Source organism: Streptomyces sp. Xyl84 (assembly GCF_059731885.1).
In genome coordinates, this window is record NZ_AP029182.1 from 6,165,084 (window position 1) to 6,190,189 (window position 25,106).

Consider the following 25,106-nt stretch of genomic DNA (forward strand, 5'->3'; position numbering starts at 1 on the left):
CCACGAACAACCCCATGCCAGGTTATGGTGTGGTGCGGTTGACAGTTTCATAGTGTTTCGGTGGTCATAGCGTGAGGGAAACGCCCGGTTACATTCCGAACCCGGAAGCTAAGCCTTACAGCGCCGATGGTACTGCAGGGGGGACCCTGTGGGAGAGTAGGACACCGCCGAACTACCTTTACAGCTCTGGCTCTTGGGCATACAGCCCAGGAGCCAGAGCTTTTTTGCGTTGAGGTAAGGTCAGATCGTAACGCAGGCACTTTTTCCCAGGAGGCCCCCGGGTGGAGGTCCAGGAGACCCGTGTCCAGACGGACCGGGTCCTCACCATCCCGAACATCCTCAGCATGGCGCGCCTCCTCGGCGTGCCGCTGTTCCTGTGGTTGATCCTCAGGCCGGAGTTCGGCGGTCCCAAGAGCGATGGCTGGGCCCTGCTGGTGCTTGCACTGAGCGGTGTCAGCGACTATCTCGACGGCAAACTCGCCCGTCGTTGGAACCAGATCAGCAACCTCGGCCGGCTTCTCGACCCCGCTGCCGACCGGCTCTATGTGCTTTCCACTCTGGTCGGGCTCACCTGGCGCGAGATTCTGCCGGCCTGGCTGACCGCGGCCCTGCTGGCGCGCGAATTGATGTTGCTGGTGGCCGTCTCCGTCCTGCGCCGGCACGGCTACCCGCCGCCCCAGGTGAACTTCCTCGGGAAGGCCGCGACGTTCAACTTGATGTACGCCTTCCCCCTGCTTCTGCTCAGTGACGGAAGCGGATGGATCTCGTCACTGGCTGCGATTTTCGGATGGGCGTTCGCCGGATGGGGTACAACGCTCTATTGGTGGGCAGGAGTCCTCTACGTGGTGCAAGTCCGCCGTCTTGTCCGTGCGGACGCCATGGCCGACTGATCTCGCCCATTCAGGCAGCCGCGATGGCTCCGATGGCCCGCTTCGGAAAAGTGCGGGACAATCAGGACGGGTGAAGTCGGCTAGTTCGTCGTCTCTTGGAGGAGGACGCTTCCGACATGAAGGCCGTCGTGATGGCCGGAGGCGAAGGCACGCGCCTTCGCCCTATGACCTCGAGCATGCCCAAGCCGCTCCTGCCGGTGGCCAACCGGCCGATCATGGAGCACGTTCTGCGGCTGCTCAAAAAGCATGGGCTGAATGAGACCGTCGTCACAGTCCAGTTCTTGGCGTCGCTGGTCAAGAACTATTTCGGTGACGGTGAAGAGCTCGGCATGGAGCTCACCTATGCCAACGAGGAGAAGCCACTCGGTACCGCCGGAAGCGTCAAGAACGCCGAGGAGGCGTTGAAAGACGACGCCTTCCTGGTCATCTCCGGCGATGCACTGACCGACTTCGACCTCACCGACCTGATCCGGTTCCACAAGGAGAAGGGCGCGATGGTGACCGTGTGTCTCACGCGCGTGCCCAACCCCCTGGAATTCGGCATCACCATCGTGGACGAAGAAGGAAAGGTCGAGCGCTTCCTCGAGAAGCCGACCTGGGGCCAGGTCTTCTCCGACACGGTGAACACGGGCATTTACGTGATGGAGCCCGAGGTCTTCGACTACGTCGAGGCCGACGTTCCGGTCGACTGGTCCGGCGACGTCTTCCCTCAGCTGATGAAGGAGGGCAAGCCGATCTACGGCTATGTCGCCGAGGGCTACTGGGAGGACGTCGGCACCCACGAGAGCTACGTGAAGGCCCAGGCCGACGTCCTGGAAGGCAAAGTCGACGTCGACATCGACGGCTTCGAGATCTCGCCGGGCGTCTGGGTCGCCGAGGGGGCCGAGGTGCACCCAGACGCGGTGCTGCGCGGGCCGCTGTACATCGGCGACTACGCCAAGGTGGAAGCCGGCGCCGAGATCCGCGAGCACACCGTCGTCGGCTCGAACGTCGTCGTGAAGAGCGGAGCCTTCCTGCACAAGGCCGTCGTGCACGACAACGTGTACATCGGGCAGCACAGCAACCTGCGCGGCTGTGTCGTCGGCAAGAACACCGACATCATGCGGGCGGCCCGTATCGAGGACGGCGCCGTCATCGGTGACGAGTGCCTGATCGGTGAGGAATCGATCGTTCAGGGCAATGTGCGGGTGTACCCGTTCAAGACCATCGAGGCGGGTGCCTTCGTCAACACCTCGGTGATCTGGGAGTCGCGGGGCCAGGCGCACCTGTTCGGGGCGAGAGGCGTCTCCGGCATCCTGAACGTCGAGATCACCCCGGAACTCGCCGTACGGCTGGCGGGCGCGTATGCGACGACGCTGAAGAAGGGCTCCACGGTCACCACCGCCCGTGACCACTCCCGCGGTGCGCGGGCGCTCAAGCGGGCCGTCATCTCCGCGCTCCAGGCCAGCGCGATCGACGTACGGGACCTGGAGAACGTGCCGCTGCCCGTCGCCCGGCAGCAGACCGCGCGGGGCAGCGCCGGCGGCATCATGATCCGTACGACGCCCGGGGTGCCCGACTCCGTCGACATCATGTTCTTCGACGGACAGGGAGCGGACCTGTCGCAGGGCAGTCAGCGCAAGCTGGACCGGGTCTTCGCGCGGCAGGAGTACCGGCGCGCGTTCCCCGGGGAGATCGGCGACCTGTACTTCCCGTCCAGCGTCTTCGACTCGTACACCGGTTCGCTGCTGCGCAACGTCGACACGACCGGGATCGCCGAGGCGGGCCTGAAGGTGGTCGTGGACGCCTCGAACGGCAGCGCCGGTCTGGTGCTGCCCAGTCTGCTCGGCAAGCTCGGCGTCGACTCGCTGACGATCAACCCCGGCCTCGACGAGTCCCGGCCGACGGAGACCGAGGACATGCGCCGGTCCGGCCTGGTGCGGCTCGGTGAGATCGTCGCGTCCTCCGGGGCGGCGTTCGGCGTGCGCTTCGACCCGGTGGGCGAGCGGCTGTCGCTCGTCGACGAGAAGGGCCGCATCATCGAGGACGACCGGGCGCTGCTGGTCATGCTCGACCTGGTCGCCGCGGAGCGGCGCAGCGGCCGGGTGGCGCTGCCGGTCACCACGACGCGTATCGCCGAGCAGGTCGCCGCGTACCACGGCACCCAGGTGGAGTGGACCACCACGTCCCCCGACGACCTCACGCGCGTCGGTGGCGAGGAAGGGACGATCTTCGGCGGTGACGGCAAGGGCGGGTTCATCGTCCCGGAGTTCAGCAGCGTCTACGACGGCACGGCGGCGTTCGTGCGGCTCATCGGGCTGGTGGCGCGGACGCAGCTCACGCTCAGCCAGATCGACGCCCGGATCCCGCGGGCCCACGTCCTCAAGCGGGACCTGGCGACGCCGTGGGCCGTCAAGGGCCTGGTGATGCGCCGAGTCGTCGAGGCCGCCGGTGAACGGTTCGTGGACACGACGGACGGGGTGCGGGTCGTCGAGACCGACGGCCGCTGGGTGATGGTGCTGCCCGACCCCGCGGAGGCGGTCACCCACCTGTGGGCCGAGGGCCCCGACGACGCCTCCGCGCAGGCCCTGCTCGACGAGTGGGCGGCTGTCGTGGACAGCGCAGGCCGGTAGAACCCGGCAGTACCCCGATGGCGGGACCCGGCACCGGCCGGGACCGGACCGGCCAGGACCGGTCCGGTCCCGGCCGGTCCGGCGTATCGGGTCGTAGGTCCGGCCGCGTCCGGCCGGCAGGACGGCGGCGGACCCGTAGAACGGTCGGCGCGCCCGGGCGCCGGACAAGCCTCCCCGGGAGGGCCGGTCCGGCACGCCGGTGGGCCCGTTCGGAGGTAGTGCCCGCGGCGTGCGACGATGTGCGGCATGCCGCAGCAACCCCCCATTCGGAGCACACCCGCGCGGCCCTCCCGTCCGGACGCCTCCATGTCGTTGATCACCAACGTCATGGACCACAGCCTCGACGACGGTTACGCCGAGGCCGCCGCACGGAAGAAGTCCGCAGGCGAGAGCGGTCTGCCGAAGACGCTGCGGGCGCGGCTCGGGCTGGCCGCCGGCCTGGTCCTCGCGGCGCTCGTGGTGACCGTGGGAGCGGCCCAGGCGCGCGTGGCGGCCCCCGTCGTGGCCAAGGAGCGCCAGGAGCTGATCGACCGCATCGACCGCGAGACGGCGGCGGCGGACAAGCTCGAGAGCGGCGTGGACAAGCTCCGTGACGACGTGGGCGCACGGCAGCGCCAGGCACTCAGCCGCAGCGGCGGCAACGCGCAGGCCGACCTGGCGGGGATCCTGGCCGGTGCCACGGAGGTGCACGGCCCCGGCGTGAAACTCGTCGTGAACGACGCGAAGGAAGCCGGCACGGGCGGCAGCGGCAACCCGCGCGAGACATCGGGATTCTCCGACACCGGGCGAATCCGCGACCGGGACATGCAGCGAGTCGTCAACGGACTGTGGCAGTCGGGCGCCGAGGCCGTGTCGGTCAACGGGCAGCGGCTGACGGCCCTGTCCGCGATCAGGGCGGCGGGTGACGCCATACTGGTCGACAACAGACCGCTGGTGCCGCCGTACACGGTGCTTGCGGTGGGGGACGGGAAGCGGCTGAGCACCCGGTTCCAGAACAGCCCCGACGGGCTGTATCTGAACGCCCTGCAGGACAACTACGGCATCCGGACCGGTATCTCCGTGGAGAGCGACGTCCGGCTGCCCGCCGCACCGAGTGTGATCGTGCGGACCGCACAGCCGACCAGCGAGACATCTGAGAAGGGCACATCGTGATCGCCGTACTGGGCCTCGTCGTGGGAGTCGTGGCCGGCCTGTTGGTCCGGCCCGAGGTTCCGGCGGTCGTCGAGCCGTATCTGCCGATCGCCGTGGTGGCGGCCCTGGACGCCGTCTTCGGCGGACTGCGGGCCATGCTGGACGGCATCTTCGACGACAAGGTCTTCGTGGTGTCGTTCCTGTCGAACGTGGTCGTCGCCGCGCTGATCGTGTTCCTGGGCGACAAGTTGGGTGTGGGCGCCCAGCTGTCCACCGGGGTGGTGGTCGTCCTCGGCATCCGGATCTTCTCCAATGCCGCGGCGATCCGGCGGCACGTGTTCCGGGCGTGAGAGACATGACCGACCAGGACGAACTGCCCGGGAACAGGCTCCGCAAGGAACTGCCCGCGGAGGTGCCCGCGCAGCACTCCGCCGGTGGGGGCCGCCCCCAGGAGACGCCGGTGCCCGCGCCGACCGGCCGGCAGCGGCTGGTGAAGGGGCTGTGGCCGCCGCGCTTCACCCGCGCCCAACTCGTCGTCGCGGTGCTGTTGTTCGGCCTGGGCTTCGGGCTCGCGATCCAGGTCGCCTCCAACAGCGACAGCGGCAACGCGCTGCGCGGCGCCCGGCAAGAAGATCTTGTTCGCATCCTCGATGAACTGGACGACCGTACTCAGCGTCTTGAGGACGAGAAGCAGGGCCTCGACAAGCAGCGTCAGGAGCTGGAGAACAGCTCCGACCAGGCCGAGGAGGCCCGTAGGCAGACGGTCGAGAAGGAACGGCAACTCGGCATCCTGGCGGGCACGGTGGCCGCGCAGGGGCCGGGTATCACGATGACGATCGAGGACACGAAGGGGACGGTCCAGGCGGACATGCTGCTCGACGCGATACAGGAGCTGCGCGCGGCCGGTGCGGAGGCCATCGAGGTCAACGGCGTGCGTGTGGTCGCGAGCACCTATCTGACGGACTCCGGCAAGAGCGTGGACGTCGACGGGAACAAGATCAGCACTCCGTTCCGTTTCAAGGTCATCGGCAAGCCGCAGGATCTGGAGCCGGCGCTCAACATCCCCGGAGGCGTGGTGCAGACCCTGGAGAAGGAGCAGGCCACCGTGTCCGTCGAGCGTTCGGACAAGATCGTCGTGGACGCCTTGCGAGCGGCGAAGCTGCCTGACTACGCTCGGTCGTCCTCCCAGTGAACCGGGGGTGCATGGCGGCCGTCCGGCAGGGGCATGAGGTTGCGGGGGGTCGGCGCACCGATTGGGTGGTGCGTGGTGGAAACTGTCTGGTGGATACGGACGTTGTGAGGATGTCCGGGTCGACCGGTGTACGCAGTCAGGGTTCGTCCTGCCCCACGGGCGGGTCTGTTTCGGTCAAGGGGAATCGCCCGTGAAGTTGTTTGCGAAGTTGTTCGGCAAGAGCGCGCGAGAGAGCGGCGAAAACGCGACCGCTCGTCATCGCGCCCAGCCAGGAGCCGAGGGCCAGCGCCCGCTGTTCAGGGACCAGGTCGCTGGTCAGGGCGGTGATTTCTCCGGCGGTCAGGGCGCGCCGTCGGTTGACCCTGCCCAGGCCGGCGGCATAGGTTTCGGCCAACCGTCAGCCTCATCCGGTATGGGCGGGGGGTTCGCCCCTGACCCGTACGCGTCCCATTCCCCGGCGGGGCAGCCGCGGCAGGAGGATCCGTCCATGTCGGCCCTGGTGTGTACGAGGTGCGGTAACCGCAATGCGGACAGCAGCCGCTTCTGTTCCAACTGCGGTGCGCCGCTGAGGCCCGGAGCGGTGCCGGAGCGCGCGGCGGAGACGACGTCCACGATCTCGATCTCCGGTCTGGAGGCCTACGACGCGGAGGCCACCGGCCAGACGCCGATGCTGTCTCCCGAGGCGCAGGCGGCCGTCGACGCGTTGCCGCTGGGTTCGGCCCTGCTGGTCGTGCGCCGCGGCCCGAACTCCGGCAGCCGATTCCTGCTGGACGGGGAGCTGACCACGGCCGGCCGTCATCCGCAGAGTGACATCTTCCTGGACGACGTGACGGTCTCGCGGCGCCATGTGGAGTTCCGCCGCAGCCCGGACGGCTCGTTCACGGTCGCCGACGTCGGCAGCCTCAACGGTACGTACGTCAACCGGGAGCGGATCGACGAGGTCGCGCTGGCCAACGGCGACGAGGTGCAGATCGGCAAGTACCGGCTGGTCTTCTATTCGAGCCGGCAGGGCTACTGACCTCCCCGGACTCGGTCCGGGGAACCCCAGGGAAGGTCCATGCTTCAATCACCGAGCGGCGGTGCCGGACACGGTACCGCCGCCGCGGACAGTGGGCTGATGAGCATCGGCGCGGTGCTGAACACGCTGCGCGACGAGTTCCCCGAGGTCACCATCTCCAAGATCCGTTTTCTGGAGTCGGAGGGACTGGTCGAGCCGCGGCGCACCGCTTCGGGATACCGCAAGTTCAGCGCGGACGACGTCGAGCGCCTCGCCCGCGTCCTGCGGATGCAGCGGGACCACTATCTGCCGCTGAAGGTGATCCGCGAGTACCTGGACGCCGTCGAGCGGGGTGAGGCGGTCCAGCCGCCCGTGCTCGGCCGGCAGCGCGGCGGCGAGACGGTGCCGAGGCAGGCCGAGGCGCCGACGGCCGCCCGGATCGGGCGGGCCGGGCTGCTCGCGGCCGCGGAGATCGAGGACGGAGAACTCCAGGAGTGGGAGTCCTACGGGCTCGTCACCCCACTGGAGGACGGGGCGTACGACGCCGAGACGGTCACCGTCGCCTCGCTCATCCGTGAGCTGGGACGTTTCGGCATCGAGCCGCGTCACCTGCGGGTGATGAAGGCGGCCGCGGACCGCGAAGCCGGTCTGGTCGACCAGGTGGTGGCCCCGCTCAGGCGTCACCGCAATCCGCAGACCAGGGTGCACGCGGAGGACCGTACGAAGGAGCTGGCGGCGCTCACGATCAGGCTGCACGCCGCTCTGGTGCAGACGGCGCTCGGGGTACGGCTGCCCTGACGGCCCGGGTGCCGTCGCGCCGGGGTTCCCGGACGGTGCTGCCGAGGTCCGGGGCGGGTGCGCTGATGCCCCGGCCGGGTGCTCGAAGACGCCGGGTACGGCCGCCCCGGGGGAGGGAACCGGGACGCCGTCCGGCGGCCGGATCGGTCGCACGTTCCCGGCCCGACTACCCAAACGTCCCGGGCACGGCCTAGGGTTGCTGTGTGAACGAGCTCGATGTCGTAGGTGTCCGGGTCGAAATGCCCTCCAACCAACCGATCGTGCTCCTGCGTGAAGTGGGAGGCGACCGCTACCTCCCCATCTGGATCGGCCCGGGGGAGGCCACGGCGATCGCCTTTGCCCAGCAGGGCATGGCTCCCGCGCGGCCGCTGACCCACGACCTGTTCAAGGACGTGCTGGAGGCCGTGGGCCAGGAGCTGACGGAAGTGCGCATCACGGACCTGCGTGAGGGCGTCTTCTACGCCGAGCTGGTCTTCGCCAGCGGAGTGGAGGTCAGCGCCCGTCCGTCCGACGCCATAGCTCTCGCGCTGCGCACCGGTACGCCGATCTACGGCAGCGACACGGTGCTCGACGACGCGGGCATCGCGATCCCGGACGAGCAGGAGGACGAGGTGGAGAAGTTCCGCGAGTTCCTCGACCAGATCTCGCCGGAGGACTTCGGCACCAGCAGCCAGTGAAACGCCCACATGTGCCATCGGCCGGCGAGACGTCCTCAAGGGCCTTCGCGAGACCATTCGGCTAGCCTTTCCCCGCGGTGGGGCACGGGAAACCACTCTTAGGGTGATTATCACTCGGCGTGCCGAGTGTGGCGATCGTTGACGCACCCCTGGTGACTGCCTACCGTCGAGGAGGCAGGTCAAGGACGGAGGTCGGCGTGAGAAGCAGCGGCGACGGTACGGCTGGGGGTGCCCCCGGACGCGAAGTCGGGGGAAGCGGTCCGTACCCGCTTCACGGCAGCGCGGCCGACCAGGCTCCGCAGCGGCCGGCGGCCGTGCCCAGCAGCAGAGGGGCGGCGTCCATGGCGTCCGAGCAGATCGGCTACCGGGGGCCCACGGCCTGTGCGGCGGCCGGCATCACCTACCGGCAACTGGACTACTGGGCCCGCACCGGCCTGGTCGAACCGAGCGTGCGGCCCGCTCACGGGTCCGGCACCCAGCGGCTGTACAGCTTCCGTGACGTCGTCGTCCTGAAGATCGTCAAGCGGTTCCTGGACACCGGTGTGTCGTTGCAGAACATCCGGACCGCCGTGCAGCACCTGCGGCGGCAGGGCTTCAGCGACCTGGAGCGCATGACGCTGATGAGCGACGGCGCGACGGTCTACGAGTGCGCCTCGCCCGACGAGGTGCACGCCCTGCTCCAGGGCGGCCAGGGGATCTTCGGCATCGCGGTCGGCGTGGTCTGGCGCGACGTGGAGAGCGCGCTGTCGCAGCTGCACGGGGAGCGGGTCGACACGGGAGAGACCCTGGTCGGCCACAACCCCGGCGACGAACTGGCCCGGCGCCGCAACCGGGCGGTCTGAGCGGCCTGGGGGCCGAGGGGCGCCCGGTGGCCGGGCCCGGCGGGGTCGTCACGCCGGGCAGCTCGGCAGCCCCGTGACGCGGGTCCGTGGACCGCTCAGGGCGCCGCCGCGGAGCGCCTGCGCCCCGTGTGCCGCCCACGCTCACGGGGCAACGGACGGAAACGCGGAGACCGGGCGCTCCTGCGCCCGGAGTGACCGCAGTGTGGGCGGAGGGCGCGGGCCCGTGGTGGGGCGTTGTCAGTGGCGTGGTGCAGCATCGGAGGTGTGAGAACCGCGCCCACGATCCTGCATCTCGACATGGATGCCTTCTTCGCCCAGGCGGAGCAGGCGTCCAAGCCGAGCCTGCGGGGGAAGGCCGTCGTGGTGGGAGGACTCGGACCGCGCGGTGTGGTCGCCACCGCGTCCTACGAGGCACGGGTCTTCGGCGTCCACTCCGCCATGCCGATGGCCCAGGCGCGCCGGCTGGCGCCGAACGCCGCGTACCTGGTGCCCCGCTTCGGCTTCTACCGGTCCATCAGCGAACAGGTGATGGAGCTGCTGCGGGACCTGTCGCCGCTCGTGGAGCCGCTCAGCCTGGACGAGGCGTTCGTGGACCTGGAGGCCGGGGGAGCGGCCTGGGACGAGGCCTCCGCCCGGCTGGCGGGAGCCAGGCTGCGGACCGACATCCGTGCCGTCACGGGGCTGACCGGCTCGGTGGGTCTGGCCGCCTCCAAGATGCTCGCCAAGATCGCCTCCGAGCAGGCCAAACCCGACGGTCTCGTGCTCATCGAGCCCGGCACGGAGCGGGCCCTCCTCGGTCCCCTGCCGGTGCGGACCCTGCCGGGGGTGGGCCCCGCGACGGGGGACCATCTGCGGCGGGCGGGGATCCACACCGTCGACGAACTCGCCGAGGCCGGTGAGGCCGAACTGGTACGGCTGCTGGGCAAGGCGCACGGGCAGGCACTGCACGCCATGGCGCTGGCCCACGACGAGCGGCCCGTCGTCGCCGAGCGGGAGGCCAAGTCGGTCTCGGTCGAGGACACCTACGACGTCGACATCCACGACCGGCTGCGGGTCGGCCTGGAGGTCCAGCGGCTCGCCGACCGGTGCGTCCAGCGGCTGCGCGGCTCCGGGCTCTCCGGCCGCACCATCGTGCTCAAGGTGCGGCGCTACGACTTCTCCACCCTGACCCGGTCCGAGACGCTGCGCGGGCCCACCGACGATCCGGCGGTGGTCCGGGAGGCGGCGGCCCGGCTGCTGGACTCCGTGGACACCACCGGCGGGGTGCGCCTGCTCGGCGTGGGCGTGTCAGGGCTCGCCGACTACACGCAGGAGGACCTGTTCGCGCAGGCCGCCGGGGCGGGGGCGGAGGGCCCCGCAGAGGAGCCGGCGGGGCCCGCCGCCCCCGCAGCGGTCCCGCAGGACACCGCGCCCGTCGAGCGCCACTGGCCCGCGGGCCACGACGTCACGCACGTCGAACACGGTCACGGCTGGGTGCAGGGCAGCGGCATCGGCCGGGTCACCGTCCGGTTCGAGACGCCCGACTCGGAGCCGGGGCGGGTGCGGACCTTCCGTGTCGACGACCCGGCGCTGCAACCGGCGGACCCGTTGCCGCTGGTGCGGCGAGGACCGGCGGATCCGGCCGCGGAGTCCTCGGCCGCGCCGTCTTCGGCTGCCGCGTGTTCTGCGGCCGGGCCTGCCGGGGGCGGGGAGGCCGGCGGCCGGAACTGAGGGAGGCGGTGGGGGAGGGAGTGCGACTTGCGGGTGCGGGGCGGAGGTGTCCCCGGCTGGTGGCCGGTGCGGCGGCGGTGCCGGTGTGGGTGAGTCGGCGGGTGGACCGTGCCGCGCCCGGCCGGGGCCGGGGAACCTTCAGGAATCCTCCGAACCCGATCCCGCCAGCTTGCCGAAGTCGCGGTCCGGGAGGGCGGCGGGCGGAGCGAGGTCGAGGCCGTAGTGGTGGTAGAGCTGGATCTCCTGCTCGGGGGAGAGGTGGCGGCCGACGCCGAAGTCGGGTGCCTCCTTGATCAGGGAGCGGTCGAAGGGGATGTGGAGGGCGCCCTCGACCAGCTCACTGGGCTCCAGGGGCACGAAGGCGTCCCGGGAGAACAGTCCGGTGCGTATGGCGGCCCACTCGGGCACTCCGGTGGCGTCGTCGAGGTAGACCTCGTCCACCGTGCCGATCTTGTTGCCGTTGCGGTCGAACGCCTTGCGGCCGATCAGGTTGCGCGGATCGATCTCGGTCAGCACGGTCCCTCCACTTGGTCGCACCTCATCCGTAAGCACTACAAAAGAGCACATTCGGCGGGGCGGCCACTCGAAGGCTCCGGGTCACGGGCCGCTGGTACCCTGGCAGCGGCTGCTGACCCCGTGCGGGAGAGTCCTCCAGCACGATCGGAGGCGCCGAAGGAGCAAATCCTCCCCGGAATCTCTCAGGCCCACGTACCGCACGGACGAGGTCACTCTGGAAAGCAGAGCGGGTGTCGACGGCGTCCGCTCTCACCGACGGTGAAAACCGGGTGCCCACGGGCGGCCCGGTGAAGCTCTCAGGTTGAGATGACAGAGGGGGAGGCCGTCGGGACACCCGCGCCGTGGTGTCCCTCGAAGGTCGCGTCAGACCAGGAGGCCTCCGCAATGACCGCCCAGCGCACCCCGCTCTCCGAGCTCGAACAGGGCATCCCCTTCGAGCAGCGCCACATCGGGCCCGACCAGGAGGCGCGGGCCAAGATGCTCGCGCAGGTCGGCTACGGCTCGCTCGACGAACTCACCGCCGCCGCCGTGCCGGACGTCATCAAGAACGCCGACACCCTCGACCTGCCCGGCGCCCGCACCGAGGCCGAGGTGCTGGCCGAGCTGCGCTCCCTCGCCGACCGCAACCAGGTCCTCGGCTCCATGATCGGACTCGGCTACTACGGGACGTTCACCCCGCCCGTCATCCTGCGCAACGTCATGGAGAACCCGGCCTGGTACACGGCGTACACGCCGTACCAGCCCGAGATCTCGCAGGGCCGGCTCGAAGCGCTGCTGAACTTCCAGACCGTCGTCGCCGACCTCACCGGGCTGCCCACCTCCGGCGCCTCCCTGCTCGACGAGGGCACCGCCGCCGCCGAGGCACTGGCGCTGTCCCGGCGCATGGGCAAGAACAAGAAGGGCCTGTTCCTGGTCGACGCGGACGCGCTGCCGCAGACGATCGCCGTCATCCGGACCCGGGCCGAACCGACCGGCGTCGAGGTCGTCGTCGCCGACCTCAGCGACGGCATCCCGGCGGACATCGCCGAGCGCGAGATCAACGGCGTACTCCTGCAGTACCCCGGCGCCTCCGGTGCCGTGCGCGACATCAAGCCCGTGATCGACCAGGCGCACGCACTCGGTGCCCTGGTCACCGTCGCCGCCGACCTGCTCGCCCTCACCCTGCTCAAGTCCCCCGGCGAGCTGGGCGCGGACATCGCCGTCGGCACCACGCAGCGTTTCGGTGTGCCGATGGGCTTCGGCGGGCCGCACGCCGGCTACATGGCGGTCCAGGAGAAGTTCGCGCGCAGCCTGCCCGGCCGTCTGGTCGGCGTCTCCGTCGACGCCGCCGGCAATAAGGCCTACCGGCTGGCCCTGCAGACGCGCGAGCAGCACATCCGCCGCGAGAAGGCCACCAGCAACATCTGCACCGCCCAGGTGCTGCTCGCCGTCATGGCAGGCATGTACGCGGTCTACCACGGCCCCGAGGGCCTGAAGGACATCGCGCGGCGCACCCACCGCTACGCCGCCGTCCTCGCCGAGGGCCTGAAGGCCGACGGCGCGCAGCTCGTCCACGGCTCCTACTTCGACACGCTCACCGTCAAGGCCGAGGGCCGGGCCGCCGAGATCGTCGCCGCCGCCCGTGAGGGCGGGGTGAACCTGCGCCTCGTCGACGCCGACCACGTCTCGATCGCCTGCGACGAGACCACCACGCGCGCCCAGCTGCACGCCGTGTGGTCCGCCTTCGGCACCTCGGGCGACATCGACGCGCTGGACTCCGCGGCCGGTCAGCCGCTGCCCGAGGCCCTGCTGCGCACCGACGGCTACCTCGCCCACCCCGTCTTCCACCAGTACCGCTCCGAGACGGCGATGCTGCGCTACCTGCGCAAGCTCTCCGACCGCGACTACGCGCTCGACCGCGGCATGATCCCGCTGGGCTCCTGCACCATGAAGCTCAACGCGACCACCGAGATGGAGCCGGTCACCTGGCCCGAGTTCGGGCAGCTGCACCCCTTCGCGCCCGCCGAGCAGGCACAGGGCTACCTCACGCTCATCCGCGAGCTGGAGGAGCGTCTCGCCGAGGTCACCGGCTACGACAAGGTCTCCCTCCAGCCGAACGCCGGTTCGCAGGGCGAGCTGGCCGGTCTGCTCGCCGTGCGCGGCTACCACCGGGCCAACGGCGACGACCAGCGCACCGTCTGCCTCATCCCCTCCTCCGCGCACGGCACCAACGCCGCCAGCGCGGTGATGGCCGGGATGAAGGTCGTCGTCGTGAAGACCGCCGAGGACGGCGAGGTCGACATCGAGGACCTGCGCGCGAAGATCGAGCAGCACCGCGACCAGCTCGCCGTGCTGATGATCACCTACCCGTCCACGCACGGCGTGTTCGAGGAGCACGTCGCCGACATCTGCGCCCGGGTCCACGAGGCCGGCGGCCAGGTGTACGTCGACGGCGCCAACCTCAACGCCCTGGTGGGTCTGGCCAAGCCGGGCCACTTCGGCGGCGACGTCTCCCACCTGAACCTGCACAAGACGTTCTGCATCCCGCACGGCGGCGGCGGTCCCGGTGTCGGTCCGGTCGGTGTGCGCTCGCACCTCGCGCCGTACCTGCCCAACCACCCGCTGCAGCCGCAGGCCGGTCCCGAGACCGGCGTCGGCCCGATCTCGGCCGCTCCGTGGGGTTCGGCCGGCATCCTGCCGATCTCCTGGGCGTACGTCCGGCTCATGGGCGGCGAGGGCCTCAAGCGCGCCACGCAGGTGGCGGTGCTCTCCGCCAACTACATCGCCAAGCGCCTGGAGCCGCACTTCCCGGTCCTCTACACCGGCCCCGGCGGCCTGGTCGCGCACGAGTGCATCATCGACCTGCGTCCGCTGACCAAGGCGACCGGCGTGAGCGTGGACGACGTGGCCAAGCGGCTCATCGACTACGGCTTCCACGCGCCGACGATGTCGTTCCCGGTGGCCGGGACGCTGATGATCGAGCCGACCGAGTCCGAGGACCTGGCCGAGCTGGACCGTTTCTGCGACACGATGATCGCGATCCGCGCCGAGATCGACAAGGTCGGCTCGGGCGTGTGGCCCGCGGAGGACAACCCGCTGCGGGGCGCTCCGCACACCGCCGCCGCGCTCGGCGGGGAGTGGGAGCACGCGTACAGCCGTGAGGAGGCCGTCTTCCCGGCCGGTGTCTCGGCGGTCGACAAGTACTGGCCGCCGGTGCGCCGCATCGACCAGGCCTTCGGCGACCGGAACCTGGTCTGCTCCTGCCCGCCGCTGGACGCCTACGAGGACTGAGCGGCGCGGGACGCCCGCACCGCGACCGCAGGGCTCCGCCCCGGTACTCCCGTGAGGGGGGCCGGGGCGGAGCCCTCTCGCGTGGGCGGGGGCGGGCGGCTCAGGCCCGGTCGATGTGGACGTTCGTCGACTTCACACGGGCGGTGGCCTCCATGCCGACCTCCAGGCCCAGTTCCTCGACGGCCTCCCGGGTCAGCAGGGAGACCAGCCGGTGCGGGCCGGCCTGGATCTCGACCTGGGCGGCGACGTCGCCGAGCTTGATGGCGGTCACGATGCCGGGGAAGGCGTTGCGGACCGAGGTGTAGGAGGGGTCCTCCTCGCCGCCGCCGGTTCCGGCCAGCTCCACCGAGAACGCGGCGAGGTCCCGTCCGTCGACGAGCCGCCGCCCGTTCTCGTCGCGGTGGGTGGCCACCCGGCCCGCGTCCGCCCACCGGCGTGCGGTGTCCGGACTGACGCCGAGGAGACGGGCGGCCTGGCCGATGGTGTAGGACTGCATGCCGGTCACGATAAGGCTCTCCGGGGAGCGTGGCGGACGCAGGGGCGCGCCCGCGGCCGGCGGGGTGACGTCGGAGGTCAGGGCCCGCTGCGCCCGTCCTGGGGCTGCCGCCAGGCGGTGGGACCGCCGTCAGGGGCTTCCTGGGCCCGCCCCGCAGTCGTGGCACCACAGCGGTCCTGCGCGGGGGTCGCCGGGGTGCGCGCAGGCCAGGGCGGTGGCGGGCTCAGGCGGTGTGGACGTGGGGCCGCTTGGCGCGGTCCGGTTCCGCCTCCCGCAGGACCTCGCGGGTGACGGGGGCGACTTCGCCCTGCCCGAAGAGGAAGAAGCGGAGGAAGTTGCGGAACGGGTTGCCCTCGGTCCACTCGAAATAGATGTGCGGGGTGTGGCCCGTCGTGTCGCGGACGTGCAGGAGCAGGGCGGCCAGGGCGTTCGGGACGGAGGCGGACTCCAGCGAAAGGACGCGGTAGCGGTCGTGCAGGACCTCACCGCGCACCTTGAGGCCGGCCTCGAACTCGGAGGGGTCGGTGACCGTCACCTCGGCGAAGACGAAGTCCTCCGTGGCCGGGATGTCGTTGTCGGAGCGGATCTGTTCGATCTTGTCGCGGTACTCGGCCTTGTCCCGCCGGTCGGGCTCGTTGGCGATGAACCGGATCTTGCGGCTGGCGATGTCCCTGACGAAACGTTCCGCCATCGGGTCCAGCGTCACGCTGGTCACCCGCAGCTCGAAGGCGCGGGCCAGCCGGGACAGCAGCGAGACCAGGATGATCCCGGCGATGAAGCAGGCACCGATCTTCACACCGTCGGGCCGCTCGATGACGTTCACGACGGTCGTGTACAGGAACACGGTGGCGATCACCGCGAACCCCACGGTCCACTTGCGCTGCCCGGCCTTGTGGGCGGCGATGGTCACCGCGATGGCCGCGGAACTGATCAGTACGAGGACACCGGTGGCGTAGGCGCCGCCCTGCTTGTCCACGTTGGCGTCGAAGATCCAGGTGACCACGAAGGCGATCAGGATGAAGACGATGACCATCGGGCGCACCGCGCGGGCCCAGTGCGGGGCCATGCCGTAACGCGGCAGGTAGCGGGGCATCAGGTTGAGCAGCCCGGCCATCGCGGAGGCGCCGGCGAACCACAGGATCGCGATGGTCGAGATGTCGTAGACCGTGCCGAAGGTGTTCCCGATGTAGTGGTGCGCGAGGTAGGCCAGGGCACGCCCGTTGGCCTTGCCGCCGGCCTTGAACTCCGCCGCCGGGATCAGCAGCGTGGTGATGAAGCTGGTGGCGATCAGGAAGCAGCTCATGATCAGCGCGGCCGTGGTGAGCAGCTTCTTCGTGTCCCGGATCCGGCCGGCGGGCCGCTCCTCGGTGTCGGCCGCGTCGCCCCTGACGTGCGGCATCACGGCGACGCCGGTCTCGAAGCCGGACAGGCCGAGCGCGAGCTTGGGGAAGACCAGCAGGGCCACGCCGACCATGGCGAAGACGCTGCTGTGCTGGACGGTCAGGGCGCTAGTCCAGTCGGTCACCAGATGACCGGCGGTGATGACGTGCCACAGCCCGACGACCACCACCACGACGTTCAGGAGGAGGTAGATGCCGACCAGTGCCACCGCGACGCCGATGGCCTCCAGGAAGCCCTTGAGGAACACCGCGCCGAGCAGCGCCACCAGGACGAGCGTGATCAGCATCTGGTGGCTGTGCAGGGCGCTGGTCAGGTGCGGGTTCTCCACCAGGTGGGTCGAGGCGTCCGCGGCCGACAGGGTGATGGTGATGAGGAAGTCCGTGGCGGCGAAGCCGAGCAGGGCCAAGACGAACAGCTTGCCCTGCCAGAACGACAGCAGCCGCTCCAGCATGGCGATCGACCCCTCGCCGTGCGGGCTCTCCTCGGCCACCCTGCGGTACACCGGCAGTGCGCCCACCAGGGTGACGAGCACCAGGACGAGGGTGGCGACGGGCGACAGCAGACCGGCGGCCAGCGCCGCGATGCCCGGCTGGTAGCCGAGGGTGGAGAAGTAGTCGACACCGGTCAGGCACATGACCCGCCACCAGCGCTGCCCCTTGTGCGGGGGCTCGGGTGCGGCGTGCGGCGCCTGCTGTATGCCCTTGCCCATGTCGGACAGGCCCTCCAGCATCCAGGCGCGCAGACGGCTGGGAGGGTGTTCGGTGGTGGCCATCGGCCCTGCTCCTGAAGTGCGGCTCAGCCCGGCGTGCGGCTCAGCGGGGGAATCCGGCCGGACCGGCGGACGGGGCACCAGCGTAAGTGGAGCGTGACCTTCGAGCCGTGCGTACCGGGGTGGGCACGCGTCAATCTTCCGTTAATAACGACCGGGGCGCCGCGCCCGTTCACCTGGGCGGACGACCGGGCGCCCCCGTCGGAGCGGTCCGTCCGGCGGCCGGCGAGCGCGGTCCGCGGTGCGCCCGGCTCACGGCAGCCGGGGATGCGGTGCCAGGCTCATGGCTCCAGTCCCGAGATCCGGAAGACGGTGAGGGCCGTCTCGCGGTCCACCTGCTCCGCCAGGTCGCGCAGCGCGCTCCGGCCGTACCGCAGACAGCCGCTCGCCGCCGACTTCCGGGCGTCCTCCTCGAGCCGGCACCACAGGGCGGGGTTGTCCACGAGGGTCCGGGGATCGATCTCGACGCGGGCGCCGAGCGCGTCGCGCAGGACCAGGCGCCGTGAGACGCCGGCCAGGACCCGCACCGACACCAGCCGGTCCGTACGCACCCGCCGGTGACGCAGAGGCGCGCACGCGGAGAGCCAGCCCTCACCGGCGCTCACACGAGGCGGGCAGAGCACGCCCAGGAGGCCGGCCGACAGGGCGAGCCAGAGCACCGCGCGCCACCAGGTGAGGCCGCCGGTGCCCCCGTCGATCGACAGCAGCAGGCCGAACAGCGCCACCGCGCACCGGACGGCGGTGTGCACATCCCCCGCCCAGTGGCGGTCACGGGCCACCGCGACGGAGCGCCGCGCGGGCGTCCCCGCCGTCGGTCGCGTGTCGGAGCAGTGCCTCATGACCTCCACGCTAGGGCGCGCCCGTGGTGCGGGCGAGGCCTCTTGACACGCCTCTGACGCGGCGCCGCCCGTTCTTGACGTCCGGCCAGCACCCTTCCGGTGCTCGGGGAGCCGGGAGGCGTCCGCCTCCCGCGATCCGGCCGCGATCTTGTCGGCGCCCCCGGCCGCCCTTACAGTGCGAGATCGCAAGGTTCGCCGCACCCGGCGAAATATTCGTGACGGCGAGGCGTGACGCCGGGGCGGGACGCCCGTGCGGGGCGTGCGCACGAGAGGCGCGTGCGCACGAGAGGCGCGTGCGTACGGGACGCGCGGGGCAGGACCTGTGGCCGAGACGTTCAGGAAGGGGCCGGCATCCATGCGGGCGTACGACAATCCGGTGATCCCCGGTTTTCATCCCGATCCCAGCGTGTGCCGGGTCGGGGAGGACTACTACCTGGTGTGTTCCAGCTTCGAGTACTTTCCCGGGGTCCCCCTCTTCCACAGCCGGGACCTGGTCCACTGGCGGCAGACCGGCAACGTCCTCGACCGGCCCGGACAACTGCGGCTGCCGGCCGACCTGCCCGCCTCCGCCGGTGTCTACGCCCCGACGATCAGGTACCACGAGGGCCGCTTCCACGTGATCACCACCAGCGTCGGCGGCGGCGGGAACTTCCTCGTCACCGCGGACCGCCCCGAGGGGCCGTGGTCCGACCCGGTCTGGATCGACCTGCCCGGCATCGACCCCGACCTCGCCTGGGACGACGACGGGAACTGCTGGTGCGCCGTGGCCGGCGTGGGGCTGGCCCGTATCGACCCGGCGACGGGCAAGGTGCTGGAGGGCCCGCTGAAGGTGTGGTCCGGGACCGGGATGCGGGATCCGGAGGCGCCCCACCTGTACCGGATCGGCGACTGGTGGTACCTGCTGGTGGCCGAGGGCGGCACGGCGCACGGGCACAGCGTCTCGGTCGCCCGGGCGCGTTCGCCGCGCGGCCCCTACGAACCCGCGCCCGGCAACCCGGTCCTCTCCCACCGCAGCACCGGTCTTCCGGTCCAGTGCACCGGCCACGGCGATCTCGTGCGGGCCGCGGACGGGACCTGGTGGATGGTGCTGCTGGGGACCCGCCCCCGGGGGTACTTCCCCGAGTTCCACGTGCTCGGCCGGGAGACCTTCCTGGTGCCGGTGGAGTGGGTGGACGGATGGCCGAAGGCCGGCCCGGTCCAGGAGCGGCACCCGGCCCCGGCGGCCTGGCACCCGCTGCCGCCGGATCCGGTGCGGGACGACTTCGACGCGCCCGCTCTCGCGCCGCAGTGGATCTCTCCGCGCGGCAGGGAGGACGGCTCCTGGTCGCTCGGCCACCGACCGGGGTGGCTGACGCTGCACGCGACCGGGGACAGTCTCGACCGGCCCGGCCACACCTTCGTCGGCCGCAGGCAGCAGCACCCGGACTGCCGTGCGCGGGCCCGGCTCGACCCCGGATCGAGCCGGGCGGGGCTGTCCGTCCGCCTGGACGAGGCGCACCACTACGACCTGGAGGTCCACGGCGGGACGGCGAGCGTGATCGCCCGGATCGGGCCGGTACGGCAGCGGATCGCCGCGCATCCCGTACCGCCGGGACCGCTCGTCCTGCGCGTCGGGATCCGTACGTCGGACGTGCCGCCGCCCACGGTCACCGCCCCGGGCGGTGCGGCACCCGGGCTGCGCGCGGGCGGGCCCGACGCGATCGCCTTCTCGGTCGAAGGGCCCGAAGGAACGGTACGCCTGGCCGAACTCGACGGGCGGTACCTGTCCACTCAGGTCGCCACCGGCTTCACCGGCCGGGTGATCGGCATGTACGTGACCGAGGGCAGCGCGGCCTTCGACTGGTTCGCGTACGAGCCGGGGGCGTCCGCGGGGGCGGCTCACGGCGGGTGACGGGCCGCGTCGGCGGGGGGGTGCCTCTATGTCGTTCGTCAAGCGAGGCGTGGGGTTCTGGGTTCGTAGAAGGTGCCGTCGCGGAGCATCGCGAACAGCACGTTGATCCGTTGTCGGGCCAGACGGAGCAGTGCCTGGGTGTGGGTCTTTCCTCTGGCCCGGCATTTGTCGTAGTAGGTGCGGGAGGCGGGATCGTGCAGGGCTGCGAACGCGGACAGGAACATCGCCCGCTTGAGTTGCCGGTTGCCGCCGCGGGGTGCGTGTTCGCCGTGGATCGAGGTCCCGGAGGACTTGGTCGTGGGGGCGAGGCCGGCGTAAGAGGCCAGGTGGGCGGCGGTGGGGAAGCTGGTGCCGTCGCCGACGGTGACCAGCAGTGTGGCGGCGGTCCTGACGCCGACGCCGGGCAGCGACGTCAGGACCTTGGAAAGAGGGTGATCCTCCAGCAGGGCCTCGATCTGGGCTTCGAGTGCCCGTCGCTGTTCGTGGACGGCGCCGAGAGAGCGGGCCAGCGACGGGATGACGATGTCGAGGGTGCCGGTGCCGGGAACGACGACGGTCTGTTCGTCGAGGGCGTCGAAGACGTCGTCGATCAGCCGGGCGGCCATGCGCGGGGCCTTGGGCCGTATGACCTCGACGAGTTTGCGGCGTCCGGCCTTTCGCAGGGAGGCGGGGGATCCGTAGCGTTCCAGCAGCCAGGTGACGGCCTGGTGGTCGAGCCGGGGGCCCAGGACGCGCTCCAGGCTGGGGTGGAACTGGGTGAGCAGGCCGCGGATCCGGTTGCTGGTTCGGGTGGCCTCGGCCGCCAGGTCCTGATCGAAGCCGACCAGCACGGTCAGTTCGGCGGTGATCTCGTCGGTCAGTTCCAGCGAGCGCAGGGTGTGCGGCATCGTCCGTGCGGCGTCGGCGATCACGGCGGCGTCGCGGGCGTCGGTCTTCGCCTCGCCCGGATACAGGTCGGCGATCCGTCGCATGGCCAGTCCGGGCAGGTAGGCGACCTGGCAACCCGTGTCCCGGGCGACCGTGAGCGGGAGGGCTCCGATGGAGGCGGGCTGGTCCACGATGACCAGCACGGTGCCGAACTTGGTCTTCAGCTTGGTGAAGACCTCCCGCAGTCTGGGTTCGGTGTTGGGTAGCTGCTTGTCGAAGACCTTCTTGCCGGCCGGGGTGAGCCCGTGCCCGTGATGGTTCGTCTTGCCGACGTCCAGGCCAAGGAAGACGCCTATCTCGTCGCTGTCGTACAAGCCGTCCTCCCGAACGGATGTCGTGCGTGCTGGCCGGGGCGTTGGCGTCGTGCGCGCATCCACGTTATGCAGACCTGCCACCCGCAAGCGGCCGGGCGTTGCACCAGGCCGGGCGGTAGTCGGACCTCTCATCAGCGTCTCCAACGGCGCCTCTCGGGCCCGGTGGCACCACCCCCCAGGTCATCAGTTCGACAGGGGGGAACAGCCATGCCGGGTCCGGAGGCCAGCGGCCCTCTTGCAGGACCGCGGAAAACATAACGGGGGGGGGAGACGCGGCGGGGCCGGGCCGCACGGAGTGTGCGGACCGGCCCCGGTGGTGCGCGGGCGGCGCTCCCGTTCGCGGCGCCGCCCGGTCGTGCTCGGCGCGGGCCCGTGCTCGCCGCCCGGCCGCGCTCGTGTTCCCTGCCCGGTCGTGCCCGATCAGGCGGCGGTCATCACCCGGTCGGCGCCCAGCGGGCGGTGCGGGGCGATGATCTGGCCGTCCGGCAGAAGCTCACCGGTGTCCTCGAAGAGCAGGACGCCGTTGCACAGCAGGCTCCAGCCCTGCTCCGGGTGGTGCGCCACGAGACGGGCGGATTCCCGGTCGGCGGAGTCGGCTGAGGGACACGGTGGCTGGTGCTGGCACATGGGTGGGATCTCTCGTCGTGTCGTGTGGTCCGGGATGGCTGTCGTGCGTGTCCTGCGGCTGGTGGCATGCTCCATGGCCGCCCCCCGTTTGATGATGAGTCGGACTGAAACCAGTGTTGCCCCGCGGACGTGATTCCGCAGGAATATCGCGGCACCGCCTCTCACAGATTCAGGACGCGTCACCCGCGCGAGCGGTTCACCTGCACCGCACCGTCCCTTCGGGTGGTTCGAGGGGGCCGGATGGGGCTAGTCCGGTCGGGCCACCTGGTCGTTCGGCTCCTGATCTGCTCAAGAGAGCGACATGTGGCTCCGGTGAGCGGCATACGGATCGGGCGACGCGGTCCCGGCATGAGGATACGGGTGCGGCTGCCGATGCCGATGCCGAGGCGGACAGGGAGCTGGATGTCGGACGGCGCGACAGAAAGCACCCCGCTGCCAGGTGGCCGGCAGCGGGGTGCAGGACGGGCGGAGAGGGCTCGGGACGCTCAGGACTCAGGGGCCGGGCGACTCGGAGGAACCGGGCGGCTCAGGCGGGGGAACCCATGAGCCGAATCGGCGTCACCCGGTGGGTGAGCAGGGGCAGCAGGTCGGCGACCCGGTGCGGCACGTGGGCCGGGATGCCGGGCGGGGCCGGCGCCAGCGGGACGAGCAGGTCGGTGGCGGCCGGGTGGCCGGCGGCGCCGTCGTCGGAGAGGTCGCCGTGCAGCCAGAGCGTGAGCGTGTACAGGCTGGGCATCGACAGCAGGCGCGGCTGGTAGGGCTGTGCCATGGTCTCCGCCTGCCGCAGGGCGCGCTCGGTCGATGTGACGTACGGGCCTTCGAAGAAGTGTGAGAAGGCCCAGCCGTCCGGGGTGAGCCGGGTCTCCGCCGCGGCCACCGCGTGATCGCCGCAGCGGATCAGGAAACGCCACCCCGCCAGCCGGGTCGCGGAGACCCCCTCGGGAGTGATCCGGTCCAGGACGTGCACGGGCAGCGGCAGTTCGGGAGTGGCGGGCTCCTGAGCGGAACGGAGGGCGGAGATCCGTGCCTCGCTCACCGCGGTGGGGGAACCGAGTGCCGTGAGGACGGAGCGGAGCGCGGGCGCGGGGGCCGGGGGGACATGCAGCGGCATGGTGGGTCGCCTCTCATTCGGCAGGCACGGTGGCGCGAGGGCGGGGCGGGGGCGGACAGCGCTGTCAGCTCTCGGGGCAGGGTGGCGGCCGGGGTCCGGTCAGCGAAGTGGGACGGAGCGCGGCCTGCCGCTTGATCCTTGACGGCACAGGTCCAGGGTCGTGGACGCCGACCTTCTGCCGTGGTGCAGAGTTTATACGACAAATGTTCAGGTGTTGTTTCGTCTACCCGTTTCCGGCGCGGACGGCAAGGGTTCATTCGGCCGGAGATATGCGGGAATCATCCCGGCTCCGAGCGGGTGACGCCGCGATGACCTCGGGTTCTGTCCCCGCGGCGGACGGCTCGTTGTCGTCGGCGTTTTTCACGAGTGCTTCCTGGGCACCCGAAACTGCTGGGTGTTCCATGCCTCGTGAATGTGCCTCCGGACACTTGAGACCAGCGTAGTCGGTGCTCGGCCGGCGCGGGACGTTATCGATCGCGTTCGCGGGGCATCATCCCACCTGACCAGGACCCCGGCGGCCCGATCCTCAAGGCCCGCCCGAGCGAGGAAGGACGCTGCGATGGGGGAGAAGGTCGTGGCAGGACGTTTCGACCTGTCCGATCGCAACCGCTACCGCGACAAGCTCAGGCGGTGCCTGACAGGGCTGGAGCGGCTGCTGGCGGAGAAGCGGTTCGACCGCCCCAAGAACCTCATGGGGCTGGAGATCGAATTGAATCTCGTGGGCTCCGACGGGATGCCGAAAATGCTGAATGGGCAAGTACTCGAGCGCATCGCCAGCCGGGACTTCCAAACAGAACTCGCCATGTTCAATCTGGAAGTCAACATCGCCCCGCACCGGCTGGGCGGCCGCGTATTCGACCGGCTCGCCGAGGAACTGAGGACGTCGCTGGCATATGCCGACCGGAAAGCCGGCGAGGTCGACTCCTCCATAGCGATGATCGGTATTCTGCCGACGCTCGACCGGGACGACCTCGTCTCCTCCAACCTCTCCGACGTCGACCGTTACACGCTGCTCAACGATCAGATCGTCGCCGCCCGCGGTGAGGACTTCACCTTGGACATCGACGGGGTGGAGCACCTCGTGTGCACCTCGAAGTCCATCGTGCCGGAGGCCGCCTGCACCTCGGTGCAGCTCCACCTCCAGGTCACCCCCGGGCGCTTCGCGGACGTGTGGAACGCGGCGCAGGCGGCGAGCGCGGCCCAGATCGCGGTGGGCGCCAACTCGCCGTTCCTCTTCGGGCGCGAACTGTGGCGCGAGTCGCGGCCGCCCCTGTTCCAGCAGTCCACGGACACCCGCCCGCCCGAACTCCAGGCGCAGGGTGTGCGTCCGCGCACCTGGTTCGGCGAGCGCTGGGTCACCTCGGCGTACGACCTGTTCGAGGAGAACCTGCGCTACTTCCCGGCGCTGCTGCCGATCTGCGACGACGAGGACCCCCTGGAGGTGCTCGACGCCGGAGGCGTCCCGAAACTCGCCGAACTGGTGCTGCACAACGGCACGATCTACCGCTGGAACCGGCCGGTCTACGACGTCGCGGACGGCGTACCGCACCTGCGCGTGGAGAACCGCGTGCTGCCCGCCGGACCGACGGTCACGGACGTGGTCGCCAACGCGGTGTTCTACTACGGACTGGTCCGCGCCCTCGCCGAGGAGCCGCGGCCGGTGTGGACCCGGCTGCCCTTCGAGGCCGCGGCGGCCAACTTCGACGCCGCCTGCCGGCACGGGATCGACGCCCGCTTCACCTGGCCCCGGCGCGGCCGTTCCTCGGGCACCGCCGAGATCGACGCGGTCACCCTGGTCCGCGACGAACTGCTGCCGCTGGCCGAGTCCGGACTGAACGCATGGGGCGTGGAGCCGGTGGACCGGGACCGGTACCTCGGGGTGATCGAGGAGCGGTGCCGGCGCCGGGTCAACGGCGCGCAGTGGCAGGCCGCCACCTTCCACCGGGCCTGGCAGGAGCAGGGACTCGACCGGAACGCGGCGCTGGCCGCCACGACCCGGCGCTACTGCGAACTGATGCGGATGGGCGAACCCGTCCACACCTGGCCGGTCGGCCTGCCCGAGCCGGTGCCGCTGGGCTGACGGCGGCTGCCCCCGG

General features: G+C 70.8%; 20 protein-coding genes, 1 rRNA gene and 1 riboswitch. Of the genes, 14 read left to right on the plus strand and 7 right to left on the minus strand.

Annotated features, from left to right (window positions below; all coding sequences use genetic code 11):
* The first annotated feature begins 56 nt into the window (after positions 1–56).
* From rrf to AC6I72_RS26840, 11 genes are all read left to right on the plus strand, one after another.
* A 5S ribosomal RNA gene (gene rrf / locus AC6I72_RS26790) occupies positions 57–173 on the plus strand.
* Between the two features lie 108 nt (positions 174–281).
* Positions 282–890: a cardiolipin synthase ClsA gene (clsA, locus tag AC6I72_RS26795; protein ID WP_498003692.1), complete on the plus strand. Its 609-nt coding sequence runs from the start codon at positions 282–284 to the stop codon at positions 888–890.
* Positions 891–1,006: 116 nt separating this feature from the next.
* On the plus strand, positions 1,007–3,502 hold the full coding sequence (locus AC6I72_RS26800) for a sugar phosphate nucleotidyltransferase (protein WP_498003693.1): 2,496 nt from the start codon (positions 1,007–1,009) through the stop codon (positions 3,500–3,502).
* Positions 3,503–3,739: 237 nt separating this feature from the next.
* A complete protein-coding gene (locus AC6I72_RS26805) occupies positions 3,740–4,654 on the plus strand; it encodes a DUF881 domain-containing protein (protein WP_498003694.1) in 915 nt (304 codons plus the stop codon).
* Positions 4,651–4,983, plus strand: coding sequence for a small basic family protein (locus tag AC6I72_RS26810; RefSeq protein ID WP_003988855.1), 333 nt, complete (start codon positions 4,651–4,653; stop codon positions 4,981–4,983). Before AC6I72_RS26805 ends, AC6I72_RS26810 begins: the two co-directional genes overlap by 4 nt.
* A 5-nt stretch (positions 4,984–4,988) precedes the next feature.
* A complete protein-coding gene (locus tag AC6I72_RS26815; protein ID WP_498003696.1) occupies positions 4,989–5,825 on the plus strand; it encodes a DUF881 domain-containing protein in 837 nt (278 codons plus the stop codon).
* 61 nt (positions 5,826–5,886) lie between these two features.
* Positions 5,887–6,843, plus strand: coding sequence for a double zinc ribbon and FHA domain-containing protein (locus AC6I72_RS26820; RefSeq protein WP_366724235.1), 957 nt, complete (start codon positions 5,887–5,889; stop codon positions 6,841–6,843).
* Positions 6,844–6,882: 39 nt separating this feature from the next.
* Positions 6,883–7,620: a transcriptional regulator FtsR gene (ftsR, locus tag AC6I72_RS26825; RefSeq protein WP_498003697.1), complete on the plus strand. Its 738-nt coding sequence runs from the start codon at positions 6,883–6,885 to the stop codon at positions 7,618–7,620.
* Between the two features lie 203 nt (positions 7,621–7,823).
* Positions 7,824–8,297: a bifunctional nuclease family protein gene (locus AC6I72_RS26830; protein WP_026253112.1), complete on the plus strand. Its 474-nt coding sequence runs from the start codon at positions 7,824–7,826 to the stop codon at positions 8,295–8,297.
* Positions 8,298–8,494: 197 nt separating this feature from the next.
* On the plus strand, positions 8,495–9,139 hold the full coding sequence (locus AC6I72_RS26835) for a MerR family transcriptional regulator (protein ID WP_078884033.1): 645 nt from the start codon (positions 8,495–8,497) through the stop codon (positions 9,137–9,139).
* Positions 9,140–9,403: 264 nt separating this feature from the next.
* Positions 9,404–10,849: a DNA polymerase IV gene (locus tag AC6I72_RS26840; RefSeq protein ID WP_498003698.1), complete on the plus strand. Its 1,446-nt coding sequence runs from the start codon at positions 9,404–9,406 to the stop codon at positions 10,847–10,849.
* A 138-nt stretch (positions 10,850–10,987) separates the two neighbouring features.
* On the opposite strand, the gene AC6I72_RS26845 is transcribed toward AC6I72_RS26840, so the two are convergent.
* On the minus strand, positions 10,988–11,365 hold the full coding sequence (locus AC6I72_RS26845) for a PRC-barrel domain-containing protein (protein ID WP_037856452.1): 378 nt from the start codon (positions 11,363–11,365) through the stop codon (positions 10,988–10,990).
* Between the two features lie 113 nt (positions 11,366–11,478).
* Positions 11,479–11,573, plus strand: a riboswitch (glycine riboswitch).
* Between the two features lie 176 nt (positions 11,574–11,749).
* Here AC6I72_RS26845 and gcvP point away from each other — a divergent pair.
* Positions 11,750–14,635: an aminomethyl-transferring glycine dehydrogenase gene (gene gcvP, locus AC6I72_RS26850; protein ID WP_498003699.1), complete on the plus strand. Its 2,886-nt coding sequence runs from the start codon at positions 11,750–11,752 to the stop codon at positions 14,633–14,635.
* A 100-nt stretch (positions 14,636–14,735) separates the two neighbouring features.
* Here the strand turns inward: gcvP and AC6I72_RS26855 are convergent, their stop codons facing one another.
* The 3 genes from AC6I72_RS26855 to AC6I72_RS26865 form a co-directional block, all read right to left on the minus strand.
* Positions 14,736–15,131, minus strand: a complete 396-nt coding sequence (locus AC6I72_RS26855; protein ID WP_498003700.1) for a TOBE domain-containing protein — start codon at positions 15,129–15,131, stop codon at positions 14,736–14,738.
* Between the two features lie 223 nt (positions 15,132–15,354).
* Positions 15,355–17,304, minus strand: a complete 1,950-nt coding sequence (locus tag AC6I72_RS26860; protein ID WP_498003701.1) for an APC family permease — start codon at positions 17,302–17,304, stop codon at positions 15,355–15,357.
* Between the two features lie 278 nt (positions 17,305–17,582).
* Complete coding sequence (locus AC6I72_RS26865) at positions 17,583–18,140, minus strand: hypothetical protein (protein WP_498003702.1); 558 nt, start codon at positions 18,138–18,140, stop codon at positions 17,583–17,585.
* A gap of 355 nt (positions 18,141–18,495) precedes the next feature.
* Here AC6I72_RS26865 and AC6I72_RS26870 point away from each other — a divergent pair, with 355 nt between their 5' ends.
* The gene (locus AC6I72_RS26870; RefSeq protein ID WP_498003703.1) at positions 18,496–20,031 is read left to right on the plus strand and encodes a glycoside hydrolase family 43 protein; all 1,536 of its coding nucleotides are present in this window, start codon (positions 18,496–18,498) and stop codon (positions 20,029–20,031) included.
* Between the two features lie 38 nt (positions 20,032–20,069).
* On the opposite strand, the gene AC6I72_RS26875 is transcribed toward AC6I72_RS26870, so the two are convergent.
* The 3 genes from AC6I72_RS26875 to AC6I72_RS26885 form a co-directional block, all read right to left on the minus strand.
* On the minus strand, positions 20,070–21,272 hold the full coding sequence (locus AC6I72_RS26875; RefSeq protein WP_498003165.1) for an IS110 family RNA-guided transposase: 1,203 nt from the start codon (positions 21,270–21,272) through the stop codon (positions 20,070–20,072).
* Between the two features lie 420 nt (positions 21,273–21,692).
* On the minus strand, positions 21,693–21,899 hold the full coding sequence (locus tag AC6I72_RS26880) for a DUF5999 family protein (protein ID WP_030177618.1): 207 nt from the start codon (positions 21,897–21,899) through the stop codon (positions 21,693–21,695).
* Positions 21,900–22,425: 526 nt separating this feature from the next.
* Positions 22,426–23,010, minus strand: a complete 585-nt coding sequence (locus AC6I72_RS26885) for a hypothetical protein (protein WP_498003704.1) — start codon at positions 23,008–23,010, stop codon at positions 22,426–22,428.
* A gap of 559 nt (positions 23,011–23,569) precedes the next feature.
* On the opposite strand from AC6I72_RS26885, the gene AC6I72_RS26890 reads away from it, so the two are divergent.
* A complete protein-coding gene (locus AC6I72_RS26890; protein WP_498003705.1) occupies positions 23,570–25,090 on the plus strand; it encodes a glutamate-cysteine ligase family protein in 1,521 nt (506 codons plus the stop codon).
* The last annotated feature ends 16 nt before the right edge of the window (positions 25,091–25,106 follow it).